The 21,794-nt window shown below is 56.9% G+C and carries 22 protein-coding genes and 1 pseudogene; 13 read left to right on the forward strand and 10 right to left on the reverse strand.

Features of this window, described 5'->3' with window-relative positions; translation table 11 throughout:
- The 6 genes from JN12_RS19435 to JN12_RS19460 all read left to right on the forward strand — a co-directional run.
- On the forward strand, window positions 1-652 hold a 652-nt coding region (locus tag JN12_RS19435; RefSeq protein ID WP_145025909.1), incomplete at its 5' end, for a branched-chain amino acid ABC transporter permease.
- Window positions 645-1,400 carry an ABC transporter ATP-binding protein gene (locus JN12_RS19440; RefSeq protein ID WP_145018540.1) on the forward strand — a complete coding sequence of 252 codons (756 nt, stop codon included), beginning with the start codon at window positions 645-647 and terminating at the stop codon, window positions 1,398-1,400. The genes JN12_RS19435 and JN12_RS19440, both read left to right, overlap by 8 nt.
- Before the next feature lie 2 nt (window positions 1,401-1,402).
- A complete protein-coding gene (locus tag JN12_RS19445) occupies window positions 1,403-2,146 on the forward strand; it encodes an ABC transporter ATP-binding protein (protein ID WP_145018537.1) in 744 nt (247 codons plus the stop codon).
- A gap of 52 nt (window positions 2,147-2,198) precedes the next feature.
- The gene (locus tag JN12_RS19450; RefSeq protein WP_170242088.1) at window positions 2,199-3,008 is read left to right on the forward strand and encodes a universal stress protein; all 810 of its coding nucleotides are present in this window, start codon (window positions 2,199-2,201) and stop codon (window positions 3,006-3,008) included.
- 26 nt (window positions 3,009-3,034) lie between these two features.
- The gene (locus tag JN12_RS19455; RefSeq protein ID WP_145025914.1) at window positions 3,035-3,355 is read left to right on the forward strand and encodes a DUF485 domain-containing protein; all 321 of its coding nucleotides are present in this window, start codon (window positions 3,035-3,037) and stop codon (window positions 3,353-3,355) included.
- Window positions 3,352-5,301: a solute symporter family protein gene (locus tag JN12_RS19460; protein ID WP_145025917.1), complete on the forward strand. Its 1,950-nt coding sequence runs from the start codon at window positions 3,352-3,354 to the stop codon at window positions 5,299-5,301. The genes JN12_RS19455 and JN12_RS19460 overlap by 4 nt, the downstream gene beginning before the upstream one ends.
- Before the next feature lie 188 nt (window positions 5,302-5,489).
- Here JN12_RS19460 and JN12_RS19465 read toward each other — a convergent pair whose 3' ends face one another.
- The 3 genes from JN12_RS19465 to JN12_RS19475 all read right to left on the reverse strand — a co-directional run bounded on the left by JN12_RS19465 (window position 5,490) and on the right by JN12_RS19475 (window position 8,415).
- Window positions 5,490-5,711, reverse strand: a complete 222-nt coding sequence (locus JN12_RS19465; protein WP_145025920.1) for a hypothetical protein — start codon at window positions 5,709-5,711, stop codon at window positions 5,490-5,492.
- A 515-nt stretch (window positions 5,712-6,226) separates the two neighbouring features.
- Complete coding sequence (locus tag JN12_RS19470) at window positions 6,227-7,396, reverse strand: MFS transporter (protein WP_145025923.1); 1,170 nt, start codon at window positions 7,394-7,396, stop codon at window positions 6,227-6,229.
- Window positions 7,397-7,410: 14 nt separating this feature from the next.
- On the reverse strand, window positions 7,411-8,415 hold the full coding sequence (locus JN12_RS19475) for a hypothetical protein (RefSeq protein WP_145025926.1): 1,005 nt from the start codon (window positions 8,413-8,415) through the stop codon (window positions 7,411-7,413).
- Between the two features lie 277 nt (window positions 8,416-8,692).
- Between JN12_RS19475 and JN12_RS19480 the strand changes: the two genes are divergently transcribed.
- The gene (locus tag JN12_RS19480; protein ID WP_145025929.1) at window positions 8,693-9,703 is read left to right on the forward strand and encodes a transglutaminase-like domain-containing protein; all 1,011 of its coding nucleotides are present in this window, start codon (window positions 8,693-8,695) and stop codon (window positions 9,701-9,703) included.
- Window positions 9,704-9,731: 28 nt separating this feature from the next.
- Here the strand turns inward: JN12_RS19480 and JN12_RS19485 are convergent, their stop codons facing one another.
- The 3 genes from JN12_RS19485 to JN12_RS19495 are packed head-to-tail and all read right to left on the reverse strand — an operon-like array spanning window position 9,732 to window position 11,227.
- On the reverse strand, window positions 9,732-10,055 hold the full coding sequence (locus tag JN12_RS19485) for an AzlD domain-containing protein (RefSeq protein ID WP_145025932.1): 324 nt from the start codon (window positions 10,053-10,055) through the stop codon (window positions 9,732-9,734).
- Window positions 10,052-10,765: an AzlC family ABC transporter permease gene (locus JN12_RS19490; RefSeq protein ID WP_145025935.1), complete on the reverse strand. Its 714-nt coding sequence runs from the start codon at window positions 10,763-10,765 to the stop codon at window positions 10,052-10,054. The genes JN12_RS19485 and JN12_RS19490 overlap by 4 nt, the downstream gene beginning before the upstream one ends.
- A gap of 57 nt (window positions 10,766-10,822) precedes the next feature.
- Window positions 10,823-11,227 carry a helix-turn-helix domain-containing protein gene (locus JN12_RS19495; RefSeq protein WP_145025938.1) on the reverse strand — a complete coding sequence of 135 codons (405 nt, stop codon included), beginning with the start codon at window positions 11,225-11,227 and terminating at the stop codon, window positions 10,823-10,825.
- Window positions 11,228-11,696: 469 nt separating this feature from the next.
- Between JN12_RS19495 and JN12_RS19500 the strand changes: the two genes are divergently transcribed.
- From JN12_RS19500 to JN12_RS19520, 6 genes and pseudogenes are all read left to right on the forward strand, one after another.
- Complete coding sequence (locus JN12_RS19500; RefSeq protein WP_145025941.1) at window positions 11,697-12,095, forward strand: hypothetical protein; 399 nt, start codon at window positions 11,697-11,699, stop codon at window positions 12,093-12,095.
- Window positions 12,092-12,190: pseudogene (locus JN12_RS21280) on the forward strand (hypothetical protein); the annotation flags it as partial. The gene JN12_RS19500 and the pseudogene JN12_RS21280, both read left to right, overlap by 4 nt.
- Window positions 12,191-12,223: 33 nt before the next feature.
- Window positions 12,224-12,610, forward strand: coding sequence for a hypothetical protein (locus JN12_RS19505; RefSeq protein ID WP_145025944.1), 387 nt, complete (start codon window positions 12,224-12,226; stop codon window positions 12,608-12,610).
- Between the two features lie 133 nt (window positions 12,611-12,743).
- Entirely contained in the window at window positions 12,744-12,983 is a 240-nt protein-coding gene (locus tag JN12_RS19510) for a hypothetical protein (protein WP_145025947.1), read from the forward strand.
- A 107-nt stretch (window positions 12,984-13,090) separates the two neighbouring features.
- Window positions 13,091-13,870 (forward strand): transposase, encoded by a 780-nt coding sequence (locus JN12_RS19515; protein ID WP_246125932.1) that lies wholly within the window; start codon window positions 13,091-13,093, stop codon window positions 13,868-13,870.
- Between the two features lie 3 nt (window positions 13,871-13,873).
- Window positions 13,874-14,542: an REP-associated tyrosine transposase gene (locus tag JN12_RS19520; protein WP_145025950.1), complete on the forward strand. Its 669-nt coding sequence runs from the start codon at window positions 13,874-13,876 to the stop codon at window positions 14,540-14,542.
- A 326-nt stretch (window positions 14,543-14,868) separates the two neighbouring features.
- On the opposite strand, the gene JN12_RS19525 is transcribed toward JN12_RS19520, so the two are convergent.
- The 4 genes from JN12_RS19525 to JN12_RS19540 all read right to left on the reverse strand — a co-directional run bounded on the left by JN12_RS19525 (window position 14,869) and on the right by JN12_RS19540 (window position 21,390).
- Window positions 14,869-17,961 (reverse strand): efflux RND transporter permease subunit, encoded by a 3,093-nt coding sequence (locus JN12_RS19525; protein WP_145025953.1) that lies wholly within the window; start codon window positions 17,959-17,961, stop codon window positions 14,869-14,871.
- 8 nt (window positions 17,962-17,969) lie between these two features.
- Entirely contained in the window at window positions 17,970-19,019 is a 1,050-nt protein-coding gene (locus JN12_RS19530; protein ID WP_145025956.1) for an efflux RND transporter periplasmic adaptor subunit, read from the reverse strand.
- Window positions 19,020-20,480, reverse strand: a complete 1,461-nt coding sequence (locus JN12_RS19535) for a TolC family protein (protein ID WP_145025959.1) — start codon at window positions 20,478-20,480, stop codon at window positions 19,020-19,022.
- A gap of 103 nt (window positions 20,481-20,583) precedes the next feature.
- Window positions 20,584-21,390, reverse strand: a complete 807-nt coding sequence (locus tag JN12_RS19540) for a phosphatase PAP2 family protein (protein ID WP_145025962.1) — start codon at window positions 21,388-21,390, stop codon at window positions 20,584-20,586.
- Window positions 21,391-21,794: the final 404 nt, after the last annotated feature.

Genomic DNA, 21,794 nt, shown 5'->3' on the forward strand with positions numbered 1-21,794 from the left:
CATGGCAACGCTTGGCCTTGGCATCATCATCTACATCGTCTTCAACGAGACGGTCGATCTGACCGGCGGACCTTCGGGCCTTTCCGGCATACCCAACCTTTCGATCAACGGCATCACGTTTGATTCGGATCTGAAAAACTATTATCTGGTCTGGGTCTTCACCCTGCTAATGGTTCTCTTCTCCCTCAATCTGGCCAATTCCAGGATCGGCCGGGCACTGCGTGCGGTGCACGACTCGGAAGTGGCGGCCCGGGGGGGGGGGGGCAACGCCCGGCTGCTCAAAGTCCAGATCTTTGCCGTCTCGGCCGTTTTCTGCGCCCTGGCCGGGAGTCTCTACGCCCACACGATGACGTTCATCTCACCCGCCTCGTTCGGCTTCACGTTCTCGGTCGAACTGCTCACCATGGTGGTCATCGGCGGGTTGGGGAGCATCTACGGATCATTCCTCGGAGCCGCGCTCCTCACCCTGCTTCCCGAATTTCTGCGTGCCGCGCACGACTACGACATCATCATCTACGGCGGCCTCCTGATGCTAATGGTCATATACATGCCGGGGGGACTGGTGCGGGGCATTCCCGAACTGTACCGGAAACTGCTCAAGTCGAAAGGAAAGACCGCGCTCAAGTCGGAAGGAGGGGTCGAGCATGCTTGAAGTTTCCGGCATCAGCCAGGTATTCGGTGGCGTCACCGCCCTCGATCGCGTCTCCTTTACCATTGCCAAGGGGGATATTACCGGAGTGATCGGCCCCAACGGCGCCGGGAAGACCACCCTCTTCAACATCATCACCGGCATTTACACCCAGACTGCCGGCAAGGTACTGCTGGATGGGGCGGATGTCTCCGGACTGCCGCCCGAGCGTCTGGCCCGGCTGGGGCTCGTGCGTACATTCCAGAACATCGAACTGTTCGGCGGCATGACCGTCCACGAGAACGTCATGGTCGGCATGCACACGAAAAGTTCCAGCGGGCTTATGGCCTGCGGTCTCAAGATGCCCTGGAACATGGCGGAAGAGCGCCGCATTCGGGAACACTCCCTGAACTGGCTGGACTTCACCGGGATTTCCGACCTGGCCGACGTCACCGCCGGCAACCTCCCCTTCGGCAAAGGGCGGTTGCTCGAGATTGCCCGCGCCCTGGCCGTTGAACCCCAGATCATACTGATGGATGAACCGGCCGCCGGCCTCAACAACCAGGAGACCCTGGAGCTTGCAAAACTCATCCAGCGGATACGGGAGACGGGCATCACGGTCGTTCTCGTGGAGCACGACATGGAACTGATCATGGATATCTGCGACCGGATCGTGGTGTTGAACCTCGGGAGAAAACTGGCCGAAGGGACACCCCGCGAGATCCAGGACAATCATGAAGTTATTGCGGCGTACCTGGGGGAGGACGAATAGCCATGCTCCGTGTCAATAATGTCAACACCTACTATGGCAAGGTGCACGCCCTGAAGGATGTCTCCCTGTCCCTGGGTGAGGGAGAGATCGTGACCCTGATCGGTGCCAACGGCGCCGGCAAGACCACCATACTCAACACCATTTCCGGGGTAACCCCTGCGGCCAGCGGAGAGATCAGCTTCCGGAGCGAATCCGTTGCCGCGCTGGCGCCGGACCGGATCGTCAAACTCGGCATATCCCAGGTGCCCGAGGGGCGCCAGGTATTCAAGCCGCTGTCGGTAGAGGACAACCTGGAAATGGGGGCGTACCTGCGCTACCGCAGTTCCGAGAAAACCGCGGCCATTCACCGGGACATGGACCAGGTATTCAGACTGTTTCCCCGTCTCGAGGAACGTCGCAATCAGCTGGCCGGTACCATGTCCGGCGGGGAACAGCAGATGCTCGCCATCGGCCGGGCCATGATGGCCAAGCCGAAACTGCTGCTCCTGGACGAGCCCTCCATGGGGCTTGCGCCGCTGGTGGTCCAGGAAATCTTCCGGGTACTGGAACGGCTGCGGCAGGAAACCGGCATGACCATCCTCCTGGTGGAACAGAATGCGAAGGCGGCCCTGAAACTGGCCGACCGTGGGTATGTGATGGAAACCGGCAAGGTCATCCTGGAAGGGATGGCAGATGAACTGATGGAAAATGCCGAGGTCAAGCGTGCGTATCTGGGGAAGGAAAAGAAAGCTGCACCGGGAACGTAGCCGGCGCGGGAGCAACCGGCGGGCAGCCAAACATCAGGCAAGGAGCCATATCGTGGGAATCAAAGACATATTGGTGCATCTGGACGATTCCGATGCCGCAGAAAGCAGGCTGGATCTGGCCATCCTCTATGCCCGGAAGCATGGGGCCAGTCTGCGGGGGATGTATCCGATAACCCAGGCCTATTACGAATCCCGCGGCATTGGCGAACGGGCCAGTCTGGAGCGGGTCGAGACGATGTTCAGGGAGAAAACGGCCGCAGCCGGGATCGCCTCGGAATGGGTCTTCGCCGATTCATCGGTAATCGGGGCCAGTGTTTCGGATATTGTGACCGTTCAGGCCTACTACTCGGACCTGGTCATCGTCGGGCAGACCAATTATCGCACCCCGGGCCTGAACGTCCCCACGGACCTCCCGGAGCAGTTGGTGATGACCTGTGGGCGGCCCGTGCTGGTCGTCCCCTATACCGGATCGTTCGAAACGGCCGGAGACCGGATCATGATCGCCTGGAAGACGGGACGGGAGTCGGTCAGGAGCCTGCACGACGCCATGCCGCATATCGAAAAGTCCCACCATGTCTCCGTCGTCGGTGTCGGCGCGGAAGTGATCACCTCCGACAGTGACAGCGATTTCATGAACGTCCGCAGCTATCTCGCCCGGCATGCGGTAACAGCCCGAACCGACCAGATCTGTGGTGGGAATCTATCGGTCGGCGACAAAATCCTCAACCTTGTCTGCGAACATACGGCCGACCTGCTGGTCATGGGGGCATTTGCCCCCAACCGCCGGGGAGCTCTCGCCCTGAGCCCGGTTGCCGAGCTCGTGTTCAGGCATTTGACCGTTCCGGTTCTCCTGTCTCATTGAAACAAATAAACTAAAAGGAGCCTTGAGTGAAAGAAACAACTAATTGGTCGGCAATAGCCCAAAGTCCGAAATTCGTCGAACTGCGCCAAAAGAAAACCAGATTTCTCGTTGGGTTATGGATTGTCGGGGCCATCTCGTATTTCCTGGTCCTGATCGGAGCGATGTATGCCCCAGGTCTCTTCAACGCAAAGATTATCGGCCGACTTAATTTTGGGTATCTTTTTTGTCTTTTCCAATTCGTTTTGTCATGGGCAATTGCCATCATCTATACCAATAAATCCAACAAGGTATTCGACCCACTTATGGTGGAGGTGATTGAACTGATCAACAAGGGGGAACTTAAATGAAGTATCTGGTCTTGTCATTGATGATATACCTGAGCCTCGGCACATTCGCGATTGCTGCCGATCCGGCGGGAAAGCCGGCTGTCGCACCAGTTGCTGCTATCACGCAAGCGCCGGCATCAGCCGCTACCCGGGCTATTCCTGCCGCAGTTGCAAAAACTCCGACAGCCATGCCCAAAAAAATCCAGACCAATAGGATGTTTACCATCAGCATGTTTTTGCTGATTGTCGCGGCTACGGGCGGGATTGTCGTCTGGGCTTCACGGAAAACCAAGACAGCGTCTGACTATTATGCTGCCAGTGGTGGGATCTCAGGTATGCAGAACGGCTGGGCAATTGCCGGCGACTTCCTTTCGGCGGCCACGTTCCTCGGCATCACAGGACTTATGGCTCTCTTTGGTCCCGATGGGTTCATGTATTCTGTCGGGATAATCATCAGCTTTTTGACGGTGCTCCTCATAATTGCCGAGCCGTGCCGCAATGCCGGCAAGTACACCCTGGGGGACATTCTCGCCTTTCGTACATCCTCTAAATGGGTACGCGGGGCGGCATCCGCCTCGGCTGTCGTGGTCTCCATTTTTTATCTGCTGGGCCAGATGGTGGGGGCTGGTAAACTCATGCAACTCCTGCTGGGTGTGCCGTATAAAACGTCGATTATCGGCGTAGGAACGTTGATTGTCGTCTACGTTGCCTTTGGTGGCATGAAAGCGACAACGTGGGTACAGATCATAAAGGCGGCTCTTCTCATATTCACCGGCGTACTCTTAACCGGTGCCATGCTCTGGAAAACCGGGTTCAACCCGTTTCAGTTCTTCGAGGAAGTTGCATCGAGTAAACCAATTCAGGATCATGTCCGCGCCATTCTGAAACATCCGGTTGTCGAGCCCGGTTTCGACTACGGTCAACGCTTTCTGGAGTTGGGCCTGTTTTTCAAGAATCCGCTGGACCAGATTTCACTTGGACTGGCCTGGATTCTTGGCGCTGCCGGGTTGCCGCATGTGTTGATGCGCTTCTTTACCGTGCCAAATGCCAAAGAAGCCCGCAAAAGCGTCGTTGTCTCCATGTTCCTGATCGGCATCTTTCTGATCATGGTTTCATTTTTGGGTTTTGGAACCGCTCTTTACCTTACTCCTCAGCAGGTCATGGCTGTCGATAAAGGGGGTAACATGGCAGCGCTCATGATTGCCCAGTACATCGGTGGCGGCGCCGGCACGATCGCTGGTGATCTGCTCCTGGCCTTTGTCTGTGCGGTTGCCTTTGCTACCATCCTTGCGGTGGTATCCGGACTGGTGCTGGCATCATCGGCAGCCATTGCCCATGACCTGTACGTCAATATCATCAAGGATGGTAAAGCTGATCAACACACACAGATAAAAGTCGCCAGGGTCGCTTCCTTTGGAGTTGGTATAGCTGCGATTGTGCTGGGAATTGCCTGTGAAAATCTGAATATCGCACAATTGGTCGGCCTTGCTCTCGCGGTAACTGCGTCCGCAAACTTCCCGGTGATCCTGTTTGCTCTCTTCTGGAAACGTTTCAATAGCGCTGGGATCGTAACCGGTCTTGTTGTTGGCACGGTATTTACCATTGGCGTGTTAATGGTTTCACCAAATATGACCTATCCGAAAAAGATCGCCGCCGATGCTCAGAAGATTGTTGAGACGTTAGAGAAAAAACAGGCTTCAGGTATCCTGCTGGCAGAAAAAGATCTGAAAACCCTGGAAAAGGCACGGGCTGATTATGCCCAGAACAAGGATGGCACATCCTTGATTGGTCTCGATGCCCCCCTGTTCCCGCTCAAAAATCCAGGCATCCTTTCTGTGCCCGTCGGCTTTTTCGCCACCATTGTGGCAACTTTGTTGTTCCGCAACCGGCGTGAAGAAGAGATGTTTGACGAGCTCTACGTACGACAAACAACCGGTTACGGCATAGAGACCGCAATAGACCATTAAAAAAAAGGCGCCGGCACTCAAGGAAGTTTACCGGCGCCTTTTTTCGTACGAGGCCACCCCAAAAAACTCCGGAATTCGTCCTATGCAAAAACGGAAGGGCCGCCCGTAATCAGGGCGGCCCTTCGCAATCCGATACTCCCTCGTCTCGCCTAAGGAAATTGTGACCGAGATCCTGCCAAGAAAAAAATCTACTTCTCTTTTCCCTGTCGGTCTTCCTGCTTCTGAACCCTTGCCGCCATGGTCGCCGCCTGTCGCGAGATGGTGACGGAATCTGTCTTGGTCTTTTCGATCGCTTTATCGGCTTTTGCGGCAGACTTGGCAACTGTCGCGCTTTGGGCAACCTGCACGTGGGGATTGAGTTCGGTGGGGTTTACCACCACGCTGTTCGGTGAGATGGGGGGGATTGACATGGTAAGCCTCCTCGCTAGAGGTAACGTCTTTTTTATGTTATCGGTTCACTGGCGGTTTGTCTGAATTCATTTCCACGTCAATGGATCTTTGCCGATTGTCAGCGCGTAACCAGCCTCTGGGTGTTTTCGACTGGCGGCGCAAAAAATCCACAGTCAAAAGAGGTAGGGAAAGTTAAGGTGCTTTCCTATGCCGGAGAGCATTACTTTGAAGCTGAGGTGGTTAGTGGTGAGATCAGGGTGGGCGACATTGCGAAGAAAGAAAGTGCATCCTGTTTGGTCCAACCAGCAAAGTAGTAAACCAAAACCGGGCCAACGGCGTCCCGGTTTTATTAAAATCGATTCTTCAGTGACGTGCCCCCCGTAACAATATTCACTTTTCCCTTTATGATTAGCGTCGATCTTTGGCCAAGTGACATATTTTGTCGCGGCTGAGGTGCTGAATGGTCATGGTTAGCCAATTTCAGGAGGTTACCATTCCCCTCTACACCTATACCTTTCCAGACGTTTGACTTCCATCAGGCGGGTTGCGGCACCCTCATCCGTTGCACGGCGACAAGCGCCACCAGGGCCAGGCAGGCGCCGACGATGAATGGTATCCGGTAGTCGACCATCCAGAGGGCGCCGCCGACCACCGGCAGCACAACGGCAGCGATGTGGTTGATGGTGAAGCCGACCGCCATGCTCGGCGCGATGTCGCGCGGGTCTGCCACCTTCTGGAAGTAGGTGTTGATGCCGACCGCGAAGTTGAAGAGGATGAAGTCGAGGATGTACATGGCGGCTGCCACCAGCTTCGAGCCGGTGAAGGCGTAGGTGAGGAAGACACAGATGATGCCGCCGTATTCCAGGGAGAGAATCCTCCGCTCGCCAAAGGCAATGATGGCCCGGCCGATCAGGGGATTGAGGAAGTAGTTGATGGCGTTGTTGACGATGAACAGGACAGTCATCTCCCTGACCGTGAAGTGGAAGACCTTCACCAGCAGGAACATGGAGAAGGCGATATGAATCTGCCGCCTGGCGCCGGACATGAAGGTGAGGAAGTAGTAAAGGGCGTAGCGGCGGCGCAGCACCATCCGTTGCCGTTGAATCGGGACACCGCCATGGGTGGGGTTCCGGGTAAGTGCCCAGCTGCCCAGCATTGCCACCAGCCCACCGATGGCCAGATAGAGACCTCGGAAGTCGAGCATGCCATCCAGGAGCCAGATAAGGCCGCCCGCAACGATACTGGAGACGGCCGCCAGGCTCCGAATGCGGCCGTAGACCAGGGGCGTGGTGGCGGTCGTAAAGTACTGGAGGGTGAGGGAGTTGTTGGTGGTCTCGAAGTAGTGGAAGCCGAAGCTCATCAGCAGGGTGGTGCAGATCAGCCCGCCCAAGGTCGGGTAGAAGCCGGTCAGGGCGACGCCGATGCCGAGGCAGATGATGGAGAGAGCTGCCAGCCGGTGTTCGCGGATGACGAGCAGCACGAAGACCACCAGCAGGGAGAGGAAGCCCGGGATCTCCCGCACCGACTGGATCAGCCCCACCTGGGCGCCATCCAGGGAAACCGCCTCCACGGCAAAGTTGTTGAACAGTATTGCCGCCCCCTGGACCCCGAGGGTCGAGGCGACCGTCAGGACAAGGAGGAAGCGGAGCATTGGGCGCTGCTCCGACTGGAAGTCAAGACCGGTCGCGGTGGGGGTATTTTTCATGGAGTGTATCGGCGCTACACCCGGTACGGTTCCACCGCGGCATCGGAAAATTCGTTGGCAACGGTGATGAGCTGTTCACGGCCGTCCACCGTGGCTTTCACGGCGCAGTCGGCGCCGGGCTCGGCCTTGGTGTAGCGCAGCAGGATTTTTGCCGCGAGCGTAATGCAGTCATCGTCCTGGCGCCCCATGACCACCCCCAGCGGACTGCTGCCGTCTACCCAGCGCAGGGCTGTCTCGCCCTGCTGGGCGGCAGCTTCCAGGAGGTTGTTGTCCGCTTCGCTCCGGCCGATCAGCACTTTGGTGCGTTCGCCGAGGCGGAAATGACGGGCGATCTTGAGCATGCGGAAATCGCGCAGGTTCAACTCGTCGCTATGGTCTAACACATCTCTCACCTTGGGGACGAAAGAGGTCTCGGTCAACAGGCAGCCGCCGGCCGGGCAGGGGTAGTTTCTGACATCCAGCTCTTCGGCCAGCTGGATCTGGTCCTTGCGCGATCTCCCCTTCATGGCGAGGAGCTTGCTCCGGTCGACCCACCCTTCCCGCTCCGGGATGGTCGGCTCGAAAAACTGGGCCGACAGGGGGCGGAGCAGCAGCCCTTCCAGCCCGCTTTCCCGTTCGATAACCCGGAGCGTGTCGCGCCGCTGGCTCATGGGTCGCTGGCCGAGCACCTCGCCGGTGATGACAAAGTCTGCCCCGCTTTCGGTCATGTATTCCTTCGCCTTGCGCAGCAGAAAGATGCGGCAGTCGATGCAGGGGTTCAGCCCCTTGCCATAGCCGTGACGAGGCCGCCGGACCACCTCCAGGTAGTCGAGCCCCTTGGTCATGACCTTGATCGGAATGTCGAACTCTTCGGCAACACGGACCGCTTCGGATTTGCAGCCGGTATTCTTGCCGGTGCAGGTACAGAAGGGGGAGGTGAAGTTGAGTGCCTCCACGGCGATTCCCTGGTCGAGCATGACCTTGACCGCCAGTGTGGAGTCGAGCCCGCCGGAAAGGAGGGCGAGGGCCTTGCGCTGCATGGTGTCTCCTGTGGTCCCATGGTGCGGCCTATCCGGGCCGGGCGCGCCACACGACGGTACCGATTTAATGATAAACGGCGTTCATCATCGGTTAGGTCAGCCGGCCGTGTCAACATGATTCTTCCGAAAGGGGATCGACGTCCGCTGAATGTTATCGATTAAACCAATCCGACCGTTCGTTTGCATCAAAACTACTAATTTGACCATCGAGCGTTTCATGAGTACCCTACAGACTTCAAGTTGATCTGTATGCTTTCAGTGTGAAAGGGGTTTGTTCATGAGGCGGCTGTTGATTTTTCTGGTGATGGGGATCATTGCCGGCACCGGCACCTGCTGGGCCAAGAGCCGGTCCGGTGTCGTCACCATGGAGTTCGATCTCACCGGGCACGACCGGGATCAGGAGGTGCGGCTCTGGATACCCTACCCGTTTTCCGACCGGGACCAGGTTGTCAACGACATCTCGTACCGTGGCGACTACGGCACGGCCGGGGTCTACACCGATCGGGCCAACAAGACCCCCATGCTCTTTGCCTCGTGGCCGAAAGGGGCGAAAAGTCGCACCCTGATCCTGTCCTTTAGCGTGGAGCGACAGGAGGTTCTCCGGCGGAACCTGCCGGAAAGGGAAGGGGCGTGGAACCCGGCCGACTTTGCCGAATACCTGCGGCCGACGAGTCTCGGGCCGATAGATGGTGAGGTGAAGGAGCTTGCCGACCGGATCACCAGGGGGAAGACGACCGTTCTGGCCAAGGCGCGGGCCATCTACGACTGGACCTGCGACAACAGCTACCGGGACCCGAACACCAGGGGGTGCGGCACGGGTGATGTCTGCAACCTGCTGAAAAGGCCGGGCGGCAAGTGTACCGACATCTCGTCCCTGTTCATCGCCCTCTGCCGCGCTGCCGGCGTTCCGGCCCGCGAACTTTTCGGCGTTCGGCTGGGCAGGAAGCCGGTTGAGGATATCACCGGCTACCAGCACTGCTGGGCTGAGTTCTTTCTTCCGGGTTACGGCTGGGTGCCCGCCGATCCGGCCGACGTACTCAAGGCGATGCTGGTGGAAAAACTGGAGCCGGACAGCCCGAAGACCAGGGAGTACCGGGAGTATTTCTGGGGAGGGATCGACCCTTACCGGGTGGTCATTGCCGCTGGCCGGGACCTGGTCCTGAACCCGCCCCAAGCCGGCGCACCTCTGAACACCTTCGGCTATCCCTATGCCGAGGTGGGGGGGAAGCCGCTCGACTGGCTGGAGCCGAAGGCCTTCAGCTACAGGTTCACCTTCCGGGAGAAGTAACAGGACCTCCGTTAAGAGCGGGACGGCGTCAGAAAAACTTCCCTGCCAGCCAGTAGAGGAGCATGCCGGTAACCACCGTCCCTCCCAGGGAGCGGGTCTTCAGGGCAACGGCAAAGGTCGGCACAGCAGCCAGGAATTCCGGCCGTAACAGCTCCAGGCGGCGGGGACCGGCAGCGGCAAAGATGGCCGGGGCCACCAGGGCACCGAGGATGGCGGCGGGAACAAGGTCGAGCCATTCCCTGAGCCAGGCGGGGAGCTGCCGCCCGGAGAGGAGCAGTAACGGCGCCAACCGGGGGAGGTAGGTTGCCAGGGCCATGCCGGCAATGAGCAGGAGGTAGTCGCGGCTGATCACGGCGCGCTCCAACGGCTACGCCGTTTCTTCAGGAAATGCACAAGGGTCGCTGCCCCCAGGGCGGCAAGGAACACATAGGCGTTGCCGGGAAGGATGAGGTAGAAGAGGAGGGACAGTACCCCGCCGATAATGGCCGTGACCCAGTAGATCCTCCCCCGGAGCTGGAAGACCAGGAGGCAGAGGAACATGCCGGTGAGGGCGTAGTCGATGCCAAAGGCCTTTTGGGGAATGAGCTGGCCGGCAAAAACGCCGGCAACGGTACTGAACAGCCAGGTCAGATTGGCGGCGTGGTTCAGGGTCAGGGCACTCAGGCGGTGCCAGCCGCCGTCCCGGAACCGGCTCATGTTGACGGCGTAGCTCTCGTCCGTGACCCCGTAGGCGAACAGGGCCAGGAAGCGGCGACCGGCACCATGCAGGTGGGGAGCCAGGGACGAGCTCATCAGGGTATGGCGCAGGTTGACCACCAGTGTGGTGCCGACGATCGGCAGGAGAGTCGTCCCGGCAGCGAGCATGGCCACGGCGATGAACTGTGAGCTGCCGGCAAAGACGAAGAGCGACATGAGCGCCACATGCCAGGGGCCGAGCCCGGCCTGCTGGGCCAGCACGCCGAAGGCGAACCCGATGGGGAGATAGCCGAGACAGATGGGCCAGGCGGCGGTCAGGCCATCCCTGACCGATTGGCGCAGGTTTGCTGTCGGGTTAGTATGCATGGGGATATAGGCCGGCGTTTTCCGGAACGGGTATCTGAGGTAACCTCAACATTTGCGCTACCAAGTAACGTCTAGCTCTCCTTTCAATTGACCTATCTGCCCTTCCAGCGTCTTCATACGCTTCTCGATTATTTCCGCCAACAGGCGCAGCTGTTCGTATTCCGGCATAGTTTCCAACTCTTCCAGGATCATGAGCGTCACCCTGGGCCGTTTATCGATCGCTTGTGATGCTTCCGGAATCGCCTGGTGTATGAATGCCTCTTCTTCGACCTCGAATATCTCACAAAGTCGGTCGAGCATATGTTTGCCGATGCCGCGGCCGTTTTCCATGGCTGAAATATAGACCTTGTGTGTGCCTGTTAATTCCGCCAATTCCGCCTGCGTCCAGCCGCGCTCCCGGCGCATTCTCTTGAGGGTTTGCCCCATCAGCCGGGCTATGTCTCTGCTTATCCGTTTAGTCATCTGTGTAGATTAGTTTCCAAGATATGGCTACAACATGGTGTAAAGAAGGTGATAATTGGAATCATGCTTAACTTACTAGCAAAAATGATTATACAAAGCAAGCAAATGTTTTGTGTAGCTTGATTGTAACTTGACAGTAAATCAAAATTAATTTATATAGGCGGCGTGCAACGCGATGACGTGCGACAGACATTCATAACTAACGTGCGACAGCCGGCACCTCTTGAAGAGTTGCCGGCACTTAGTAACAACGATAACACAATAAATATAGCTCCAGGGAGTAGCTCATGAGGGGAATCGGCCGCATCGCGTCAGCAGCGAGAGCAGTCTTTGGGCACCTATTGGTATTAGGTTTCGTGCTGCTTAGTGCGGTGCCTGGTGTCTTTGCCGCGCAGCACACCTGCGACCCACAGGGGTACGCGTCGGTGATCGGGTTGGAAGCGGTGGCGGTGGACTGCACCAGGAGGGGATGAACGACGACCGGGTGATCCGCTACGTCTATCTGAATTATGCCTGCGTGAACGGTGTGGTCACCATGACCCAGGTCGGCAACAAGGTCGATCTGTCGCCGAACCAGATCATGATCCCGGCAAACGGCATCCAGGCCCGCACCTTCCGCAACAAACAGGGCTCCTACTTTTTCAAAGTCGCCGATGCCTATCGCGGTCTCATCGGCGGCAAACGGATGACCGACTACCCTACCGGTGGGGTCTACGAAGACTCTTCACCCATATCCTCGACGCGACCCAGGCCCCTCCCGTCTGCCGCAGCGGTGACGGCAACCACCCCTGCAACGAAGAAAACGTCGGCTCCAGCGTCAACGTCGGCACCGGCCGGCTTTCCCACGACCAGAAGCTGTTCAGCCTGAACAACAACCGCCCCCTCTCCCCGGGCGTCACCCTCAACTACCGCTCCATCTCCTTTGCCCCGAGCGCCATCGGCAACGGCTGGAGCCACACCTACGAAGCCACCCTCAAGCCGGGGGCAGGCAACGCCATGGTCTTCTGGGAAGGCGGTACCCGGCGGGTGTACGAACGCTACCGCACCGACTATGTCGCCCAGAAGGGCGATTACTCCAGGCTGGTCCGCAATGTTGACAACAGCTTGACCATCACCGAGCCGGACGGTCTCGTCCGCACCTTCGACGGAAACGGCAACCTCACCGTCCTCACCGACCGCTACAACAACACCCTGAGCTTTACCTACATCGGCGGCAGAGTTGCCAGCTTCACCGACGCCACCGGCCGGAGCGTCACCTTCGGTTACGAAGCCGGCACCGGCAAGCTGAACCGCATCACCGACCCGGCGGGGAACCCCTATCTCCTGGGCTACAGCGCCGGCAACCTGGCCAGCGTCACCCAACCGGGAGCGAAAGGCCAATGACTCTATACCTACGGGGCCAACGGCCTTTTGGAGACGAAACAGGACCCCGGCCAGCAACTCACTGTTTATACGTATTCTTGGCAAGTGGGGCACTCAAATATCGGTTGGTAGACAAAGAACAGGACGGAACAGAATGAAACTTGCCCTTTTAATTGGATTATTAACCACTTTTATCGTAGGCATTGTTTGCCTTATTTGGCCTGAAAAGGTTCAGGAATACGCTTTGAAGTGCTCTATGCAGGGTGTAGGTAAATTTAATCCATTTTTAAGCTGGATGAAAACTCGAAGTTACATCATAACGCTTCGGATTATTGGCGTTGCTGCGGTAATCGCCGTTGCTCTTGTTATTTATGTTGTTTTTAAGGGTGAATAAGGGGACAGACTGGAATGGCGCTAGTTTAAGGGTATTTGCGAGTGAAAAATGTGCCAAAGTAGCTATAATTTATTAGCAAAGTTTAATTAAATGTGCTATTGTTGCGCATGCGAAATTTGACATATACCACACCAATGCTTCCAGGTTTTAGTCGGCAGATTCGGCGTCGGAAACCTCGTGCTGCTCAACACAAACTCGCTGAAAAGCTGGCCTTGCTGCAACAGAAGTCGTTCAAGCAAATCGGTGAGGTCTTTGAAAAATTCATCCCACGAGCACTGCTGAAGAAGGAAGCCTCTGGCGCCATGAGTTGGAGAAGGCTGTTTTCCAAGGAGAACACCTTCTGGGCCTTCTTCAGCCAAGTGCTGGATTCCGATGGCGGCTGTATGGAGGTGATCCGTAAGCTGCAATCGTATGCCTCCATCAAGGGGATCAAGGTTCCTTCATCCTCAACCGCTTCTTATTGCACGGCCCGTAAAAAGTTGCCGGAACAGATGCTCTCTGACATTCTTGCCCATACGGCTGAGCGGCTCGAACAAATGCCTGAGACTGGCATGCTGAACAACCGAAGAGTTATCGTTGTCGACGGGACGGGTGTCAGTATGCCGGATACACCAGAGAACCAAGCTGTCTGGCCACAGACGTCCTCCCAGAAGCCTGGATGCGGTTTTCCTACGGCCCGTATCTGTGCCTGCTTTTCATTGGAAACCGGAGCCTTGCTCAGTTACGCCATCGGCAACAAGAAGAACCACGAGCTCCCGCTGTTCCGTCAGCAGTGGAAGACGTTCAAGAAAGGCGACATCTTCCTGGGGGATAAAGGGTTCTGCAGCTATTTCGACATTGCAAGCCTGGGGGTGAATAAGGGGACAGGCTGCTTTTCTAAGGACTAAGAGATGCCAAGAGTAGCAAGAGGACTGGCTGACGGCCATTTCTACCACATAATCAACCGAGGCAACTGCCGCCAGCAGGTGTTTCACAAGAACGAAGATTTTCTGGCCTTTCTTGCACTGATGAAGGAGGCCACGGAGCGTCATGCGGTAGCGGTCTACGCCTACTGCCTCATGCCGAACCACTATCACCTGCTCGTAGCGCCGGATCGTGCCGAAGACCTGAGCGCTTGGATGCAATGGTTCATGACCAGCCACGTGCGTCGCTATCACAGCCATTACGGGACCAGCGGCCATGTCTGGCAAGGGAGATACAAGAGCTTTATCGTCCAGGAGGATGCACATCTGCTGACAGTGGCCCGTTACATAGAAGCAAACCCGGTGAGGGCAGGACTGGCGTCAACTGCGGCGGACTGGGAGTGGAGCTCGCACAATTCCCGTACTGCAGGGGATACACGCCTTGTCCGGGAGCTTCCGGTAAAACTTCCGCAGGCATGGACAGCATACGTTGATCAGCCGGAAACGGAGAGCGAATTGGAACGATTGCAGAAAAGTATCGATCGGCAGACCCCGTACGGGTCGCCGGGATGGCAGAAACGGATAGTCGAGAGCCTCGGATTGTCCTCGACGATGAATCCCAGAGGTAGACCGAGAAAGTGGGGACAGGGAAAGTAGCCTGTCCCCTTTTTCTTTTGCGGGGATCACGACCCCCACAAAGGCAAGGGACTCCAAGAGTGAGACGAGAAGAACGACCCAATAGCCGAGCATCTTGAAGTGCTCAATGTTGGGGAGAATGGAATTTATAACATCCATACAGCCATCGCCATCCTTTCAGCACTGGGGAATGGGCGTTTTGACCAAGATTTCTTCATCACCATCCACAGGCGTTCGTGAATGCCTGAAAACTCGACTTGGACATGTTAAGTGCAGGAAAAAGCTTATGAATCTGCTGTCTTTGACATAACGATTTTCTGTCGTCACCTTTAAAAAATAGAATAGAATCAGCTATTTTCCTTTTTCTCAAACCGGCCAAAACGAAGCGCCAGGGTCGGGAGAACAAGCAGATTGAGAATTGTGGAGGTTATCAGGCCACCCAGGATCACTATCGCCATCGGCCCCTCAATTTCCCGTCCCGGCGCTCCGCTGCCGATCGCCATGGGGAGCAACCCCAAAGCAGTCACCGTTGCCGTTATCAGGATCGGCGTCAACCGTTCCGAGGCCCCTTTAACGGCGGCGTCGATTCCCCAGGGCATACCCTCGATAGAGACCAGATGCTCAAAGTGCGAGATCATCATGATGGAATTTCGCAGCGTAATGCCGAACAGGGTCACAAAACCGATCAGGGAACCGAGTGAGAGCAGACCACCTGAGGCGAAAACCGCCAGGACCCCGCCGACCAATGCAAAAGGGAGGTTAGCCAGGACCAGCAGCAAGTTGCGATAGTTCTGCATGACTATGGATAGCAGCAGAACGATGATGAAGCCGACCAGAAGGGAGTGCACAAGGAGGTCCCTCTGCGATTTTGCGTGAGCTGCCGCGGTCCCGGTAAAGTCGATGTAACAGCCGGCGGGGAGTGAAACTTCCGAAAAAATCCGTTTCCTGGCCCTGGCGACAAAGGAACCGGTGTCACCACCAGCCACATTGCAGGTTACCGCCTGCACCCGCCTCGCACCATCGTGTAATGCCACATAACGTCCCGATGATTCATAGATGTTGGCGAGTTGCCGCAGCAGGACGTAGGTCCCATCCGGGCTGCGCAGCGGCAATGCGCCGACAGTGGCTACCGTTGACCGACCCTGAGGGTTCAGGATTACGGCGAGATCAAAGACCTTGTTGCCATCGTAAACCTGCCCGACGGTATCCCCCTGGTAAGCGGTGCGGACGGCATCGAGCACCTGAACGGCATCGAACCCCCAACGGGTAAGGCCCTCTTTGTTCAGCTGCACGACAAGCTGCGGTGTGCCCGGCGGAGACTGGAGCTGGATATCGGTGGCTCCGGGAATTGTCCCCACTATTCTGGCAACCTCTTGCGCCTTCTTGTCCAGCAGATCGAGGTCATTGCCAAAGATGTTGATTACAACGGGAGCCGTGTACCCGGAAAGGGTTTCCTCGACCCGTTCCGTCAGGAAGGTGTTGACGGCAAAGTTCGCGCCGGGAAACTGCGCCAGCGCGGTGCGTATCTCCGTCTGCGCTCGCTCGGCCTGCTCGCCTTCAAGCGGTTTCAAATCCACTTCGAATTCACTGTCCTGGGTTCCCAGAATATCATCGGCCTTTTCCGCCCTTCCCACCCTCTGGGCAACGGACCGCACAGAGGGGATCTTCAGGAGTTCGCCAGTCACCAGCCGTCCCAGCCGCATCGATTCCTGAAGCGTAGTTCCAGGGACGGCCGACATGTGGACTATGAAATGACCTTCCTGGAGTTCGGGGAGAAAGGCCGTGCTGAAGAACGGCAGGGTAGACACTCCGGCGACAGTGAACAGCAGTACGCCGGACAACACCGCACGCGGATGCTTTTCGACCTTCAGCAACCAGGCGCCATACCTTGCCTTCAGCCGGCGCACGACCGGCGACTCTTTCTTTTCCAGGCCCTCATGGGTAAGCAAGACAAGGGATAATGCAGGGGTAACGGTAAGCGCCACGAAAAGCGAGGCGAGGATTGCGAGGATGTAGGATATCCCAAGTGGGGCAAAAAGCCTTCCGGCCAGGCCGGACATGGTTAACACGGGAACAAAGACCAGGGCCACAGCGAATGTGGAGTACACCACGGCGCTTCGCACCTCAATGGAGGCGTCGAGCACCACCCGCAGAGGAGGAAGGGGGGAATCCCGGCGGCGATTCTCCTGCAAGCGCCTGATGATATTTTCCACATCGATGATGGCGTCGTCGACCACTTCTCCAATGGCGATGGCCAACCCTCCCAGGGTCATCGTATTCAGGCTCAGCCCCAACTGCTCCAGGACCGTAACCGCCGCCAACAGCGACAGCGGGATCGCGGTACAGGAAATGGCCGCCGACCTGAGATTGAAGAGGAACAGGAAAATGACGACAACGACGAGCAGCGCACCGATAAGGAGAGAGGACGTTATGTTGCCTATGGCCGTCCGGACAAAATTCGCGGGCCGGAAGATATCCGGGTGGATACGGACCCCCTGGGCCTCAAGGACGGGACGAAGCTCTTTCAGCGCCTGCTCGATCTGCTGGGTCACCTGGAGGGTGTTGGCGCCATATTGGGCGGAAACCATCAACACGATACCCGTCTTTCCCATTACCGAGGCGGCGCTGATCGGCGGTTCAGGGGCCTCGACCACCCGCGCCACGTCCCCGAGCGTCAGGACCGCCCCGTTTCTGTGCAGGACGACGGTCCGCGCCAAATCCTCCGAGGTGAGCGATTGCCCCTTGGTTTGCAGGACGATGCGCTGGTTTTTCGTGTCGATAAAACCTGCACCCCGGATGCCGGTGGCGCGCCTGGCTGCCGTCAGCACGTCTTCCATGTCCAGGTCGTGCGTGACCAGGAGATCGGGTCGTATCTGGACCTGAAACTGCTTGGTATCTCCTCCGAATACCGTCACCTTGGCAACGCCGGGAAGGGCCAGAAGGCGCTGCTTTATAGTCCAGTCAGCCAAAGTCCGCAACTCCATCAACGAGCGGCTGTCAGAGGTCATACCCACTGCCAGCACAATGCTGGTCGAGGATGTCAGCGGAGTCATCACCGGCGCCTGTACTCCTTGGGGCAACTCCCCTGCGACAGCGGAAAGCCGTTCCGCAACCACCTGCCGATCCCGATAGATGTCGCTACCGACCCGGAATGTTACGGTAATAACGGAAAGGCCCTGTATGGAGCCGGAGCGTAACGTTTCTATCCCCGGTACGCCGTTGACGGCATTTTCGATGGGCTGGGTGACCAGCACTTCCACTTGTTCGGGGGCAAGCCCCGTGGCTTCGGTCTGGATGACCACCTGGGGCGGGGCGAATTCGGGGAAAACGTCGTATTTGGCGTGGGAAAGGGTATAGAGACCATAGCCGGCAAAAACACAGGCGAGAGCGATGACTATGCCGCGAAAGCGCAGTGAAAGAGCGATGATTTTGGTGAGCATACTTCCCTTCACCCCCCTATCTTGATTTGGGAGCGAAGCTCTTCCGACAGGAGAAGTTGCGCACCGGTCACTACTACCCTGTCAGAGCGGGATAAGCTGTTTGCGGCAAAAAAGCCATCCTGCACCGCATGCTCGGTGGGAATTTCCATGCGTTCGAACTGCTCTTCATTCCTCTGGAGGTAGATCCAGGCCTTCCCTTGCCACCACACCACTGCTGATGACGGGATGTAGACCCCTTTCATCTTTGTCCCAACCGGGAGGGAGGCCGTAATGTTCATGCCGGGAAGAAGGCTCTCTCTTTCCGTGGAAGCGAGGTAATAGTAGCTGAAACCCTGAATATTCGGGTTCATGCGCGGGGATGGTGAGACCAGGACGGCTCCCCTTGGGGTGGAGGTCGCCCCCTTGATCCGAATGGAGCGCGGGGGAGAAGGAAGGGAAGTGCCGGGCGGAACAGTAATCTGGATAAGCGCCCTTTCTTGACGGATCAACCGGTCGATGTTCGTATTTCGCTCCACGAGCCATCCGGTAATGACGATTCCCCAGTGCTGCCGGGCTATTGATCGAAGGTTCCCTGTCGATGCTTCGTCAGCACGAACCTGGGCCTTGCCGGAGCGCCAGACGCCCTCGGCGGCTTGCAACGCTTTGTCCGAGACATTGTGGCTGTCGTCGTGCAGCCCCTTCAGGCGAAGGTATTCGTTCTGCGAGACCTCCAGCTCCGCACGGCTTTTTTCCAGCACGCCCTCTGCCTTGGCATAGCTCTCCAGCCAATCGAGCAGTTCCCGGATGTCGACCACTGACCCGTAGGCAGTCACTTCCCCATATTGAGCGGTCTCTTTGAGAGGCTCAACCCGGATGCCGCTCTTAGCCATGGTGGTTTTGCCCAGAACAACGAGATTGCCCCGCTCGGTGGAGACAACCCGCATGGGTGGTTTGATCGGTTGATCCCTTTCTTTTTCCCGGGCGAGCTCCCCTCTCTGTTCCAGGAAGGCCCAGACCAGAAGCGCGGCGAGACATCCCAGGATAAGAACGAAGAGTGCCAATTTCGATGCACGTTTCATCTATCTGTCCTTTTCGGCTTTCGGAATTGCATCGGGAAAGGTTGATGATGACGTTCCCGGAGCAAGCGGGTAGTGAAGGGCGTCTTCCAGGCGGCCCAACGCATCTTGCAGGTCAGCCAGGGCGGTCAGGCGGGAAAGTTCGGCGCCATGGTAATCCAGTTGGGCATTGAGTAAGGCACCGCGATCAATCTCTCCGGCATTGTACGTGGCGACCAGGGAGTCAAGTCGGTTTTTTTGAATAGTTATCAGGCTGTTCACCGTTGCCAAATTCCGCGTGGCGGCATTGAAAGTCGCCGTCGCCGTGTCGATCTCGGCGATGATCCGGGCTTGAAGGGCGACGAAACGGGCTTCGGCTTCTCCCCTGCGCGCCTCTGCTTCAGCTATGGGGCCTTCATTCAGGTTGAGAATCGGCAAAGTTACTGTAAAACCGAAAATCCATTTATTCTGCCCCTGGTCCCATTGATAACCGGGACCGAGGTTTACATCCGGATACTGTTTGGCTATTTCCAGTCGCACGGAGGAGTCGGCGGCATCGTAATGCGCCAGGGCAGCCAGGACATCGGGTCGGCTGAGAAGCGCCCTGCGGCGCAAATCCGGTAAAGAGAACGCAGCGAGGGAAGAGACCTGTTCCATCGTTTCAGTGGAAATTTGAATGTTTTCCAAAGCCTTGACCGGCAGGCCAATGGAAGAAGCAACATTTACCCGAGCCTCGGTTTCCCGCTTTTGCGTGCTTTGCAACTGTAGCCGCGTCTGAGCAAGAAAAATCTGCGCCGTATTTACTTCGTTTTCCGAGACCTCACCGGCTGCCATGCGTTGCCGAAACAGCATCACCAGATCATCCATTAGCTGCGCCTGTGTTTCCAGGACGAGGCTGCTTTGTCTCGCCGCAGAGAGATCAAGCAGGGCTTTGCGCAGTTTGCTCCTTACCTGCCAGGCAGCGGCGGCCATGTCAAAGCCGGTCGCCTGGGCAAGATACTTGGCACGGTTAATCCGATAACCCCGTTTGCCGGCCGTTTCGATGGGGATGTCCAGCGTGGCGCCCAGAATCCATGGGGAAATGCCTGCGGGTGGGTTGGTCGAATACTCTGGAGTGAAGGTGAAAGAAGGATTGGGACGGGCACCCGCAGTGACTACCGCAGCCTCGGCGCTTTTCTGCCTGGCCCGTGCCTCATCCAGATCAGGATGGTAATATACGGCCGCCAGCGAGAGAAGAGTAAAGCCCCAGGCCTCAGGCGGCCAGGGACGGACCTCCTGGCGCAGGTTCGTCTCAATGAATTTCTTTAGAGCTGGATTGTCGAGGGTACGGGCTTCAAAAGCGGAAGCCTTATCCGTGGGTGTGATCGGTTTCGGGTGAAAGCTGGCACAACCGGCCATCAGGGAAGCAATAAAAAAAACACCGGATATTTTCTTCAGCTTTGCATTAACCACGATAGCCAGGAAATAAGAGACGCACTTTGTCATGACAGATGTCCGTTGTAAAAGAAACTCTCTACAAGCCAGCAGTTCGGTGTTGCGGCCATATCGCAAAAGCGCCTAAAGAAAAATTTACTGCCCTGTAATCGGGTCACCAGTGCCCAACCAGTGCCAGACCAGTGCTATTTCCCGAAAGCATAGGCGCAATGGCAACCCTTGCATGAGTGGCATGATAGTTAGTAACGACCCTGCCGCTCAATTCACCAATCGCAGCGGCGAGAACAATGTCGCTTGCCCAGTGCTTGTCCTGATAGATACGTGAAAAGCCAACAAAAGTAGCGGCTGAATAATAGAGAAGTTTAACATAGAATTTTTCTGAGGTGGTGGCCAGCACCGAAGCCATTGCAAAAGAGCTGGCCGCATGCATAGAAGGCAGGGAGTCGGAATCTGCTTTAAACTGGAAAGGATTGAAACGCCCTTTATCGCCGCCGATGAAGGGACGTTCCCTGCCGATAGACTCTTTCAGGATTAAGGTCGATGCGTCGGCCAGGAAGAGGGCTTCTCCGAGCATAAGGCCGGTTTCCTGGTACTTGGGAGATTCGGCCAACAACGCGCCTACGTAAACAGTTCCGGCAATACCTATGTGCAGGAGAGGCTCGCCGATAAAACTGCCGACATCGGTGATTTTGTCGAGAGTCTTGCTCTTTGTGGATTGCACCTCGTCCCTGATGTTCTTGTCAAAGACATAGGTCAGGCCAGTGGCACCTACGACGGCAAGGGTGCCAACCAGTCCGTAATGATCAGTATCAACAGGGGTTGTTAAAAAATCACCGGCTTCATCTTTAACCCGGATTGTCTCCTCTTTTATGGCAGCGTAGCTATTGAAAAGGTTCTCTTCCGCTAATGCTGAAGAGTTCAAGGTAAATAGGAAGAGCAGGGATATGATCAAATAGTACATAAAGGTCCTTTTGTTGATATTGTTTACTTCAATGTCGTTTGCTCATACCTGAATCCGTGACGTGAATTGCTCAATCTGCTGGTTTTGGGGCCAGTGGGAGGGGCCTGGCGGATCGGCTCCCTGAATCCCAAGAATTCGGCTCCTCAAATTGGCCTGTAGTCCCTGTTTTTTGACAACTGAACCGTTTTGCTATGTTTTCCCCGGATCGCGGGCAAGCAACATCAGTGGTTTCCTGCCGGAAACCCATTCCTCCAAGGCTTGCCAGCTCCTCGTCGCTAGCCGTATGCCAGCCGGTGGTAGATCTGCCCAAAGGCTTCGGCATGGGCTTTCACATGGCGGCTGAATCTCAGTTTCAGGCGCCGGCCACTGCTGATAAGCCGCCCGGCAAAGTAGACAAGCTCCTG

Origin of the sequence: Geobacter argillaceus, from assembly GCF_007830735.1 — a bacterium.
Classification (GTDB): Bacteria; Desulfobacterota; Desulfuromonadia; order Geobacterales; family DSM-12255; genus Geomobilibacter; species Geomobilibacter argillaceus.

Excerpts from the sequence above, each read along its gene's own strand:
- JN12_RS19475 (WP_145025926.1), bottom strand. The coding sequence starts at position 8,415 with ATGCAGCGCAAGGCCCTCGCCCTCCTTTCCGGCGGGCTCGACTCCACA.
- JN12_RS19535 (WP_145025959.1), bottom strand. The coding sequence starts at position 20,480 with ATGACAAAGTGCGTCTCTTATTTCCTGGCTATCGTGGTTAATGCAAAG.
- JN12_RS19540 (WP_145025962.1), bottom strand. The coding sequence starts at position 21,390 with ATGTACTATTTGATCATATCCCTGCTCTTCCTATTTACCTTGAACTCT.
- JN12_RS19505 (WP_145025944.1), top strand. The coding sequence starts at position 12,224 with ATGGTCTTCTGGGAAGGCGGTACCCGGCGGGTGTACGAACGCTACCGC.
- JN12_RS19490 (WP_145025935.1), bottom strand. The coding sequence starts at position 10,765 with ATGCATACTAACCCGACAGCAAACCTGCGCCAATCGGTCAGGGATGGC.
- JN12_RS19510 (WP_145025947.1), top strand. The coding sequence starts at position 12,744 with ATGAAACTTGCCCTTTTAATTGGATTATTAACCACTTTTATCGTAGGC.
- JN12_RS19480 (WP_145025929.1), top strand. The coding sequence starts at position 8,693 with ATGAGGCGGCTGTTGATTTTTCTGGTGATGGGGATCATTGCCGGCACC.
- JN12_RS19440 (WP_145018540.1), top strand. The coding sequence starts at position 645 with ATGCTTGAAGTTTCCGGCATCAGCCAGGTATTCGGTGGCGTCACCGCC.
- JN12_RS19445 (WP_145018537.1), top strand. The coding sequence starts at position 1,403 with ATGCTCCGTGTCAATAATGTCAACACCTACTATGGCAAGGTGCACGCC.
- JN12_RS19525 (WP_145025953.1), bottom strand. The coding sequence starts at position 17,961 with ATGCTCACCAAAATCATCGCTCTTTCACTGCGCTTTCGCGGCATAGTC.
- JN12_RS19465 (WP_145025920.1), bottom strand. The coding sequence starts at position 5,711 with ATGTCAATCCCCCCCATCTCACCGAACAGCGTGGTGGTAAACCCCACC.
- JN12_RS19470 (WP_145025923.1), bottom strand. The coding sequence starts at position 7,396 with ATGAAAAATACCCCCACCGCGACCGGTCTTGACTTCCAGTCGGAGCAG.
- JN12_RS19520 (WP_145025950.1), top strand. The coding sequence starts at position 13,874 with ATGCCAAGAGTAGCAAGAGGACTGGCTGACGGCCATTTCTACCACATA.
- JN12_RS19515 (WP_246125932.1), top strand. The coding sequence starts at position 13,091 with ATGCGAAATTTGACATATACCACACCAATGCTTCCAGGTTTTAGTCGG.
- JN12_RS19530 (WP_145025956.1), bottom strand. The coding sequence starts at position 19,019 with ATGAAACGTGCATCGAAATTGGCACTCTTCGTTCTTATCCTGGGATGT.
- JN12_RS19460 (WP_145025917.1), top strand. The coding sequence starts at position 3,352 with ATGAAGTATCTGGTCTTGTCATTGATGATATACCTGAGCCTCGGCACA.
- JN12_RS19500 (WP_145025941.1), top strand. The coding sequence starts at position 11,697 with ATGAACGACGACCGGGTGATCCGCTACGTCTATCTGAATTATGCCTGC.
- JN12_RS19495 (WP_145025938.1), bottom strand. The coding sequence starts at position 11,227 with ATGACTAAACGGATAAGCAGAGACATAGCCCGGCTGATGGGGCAAACC.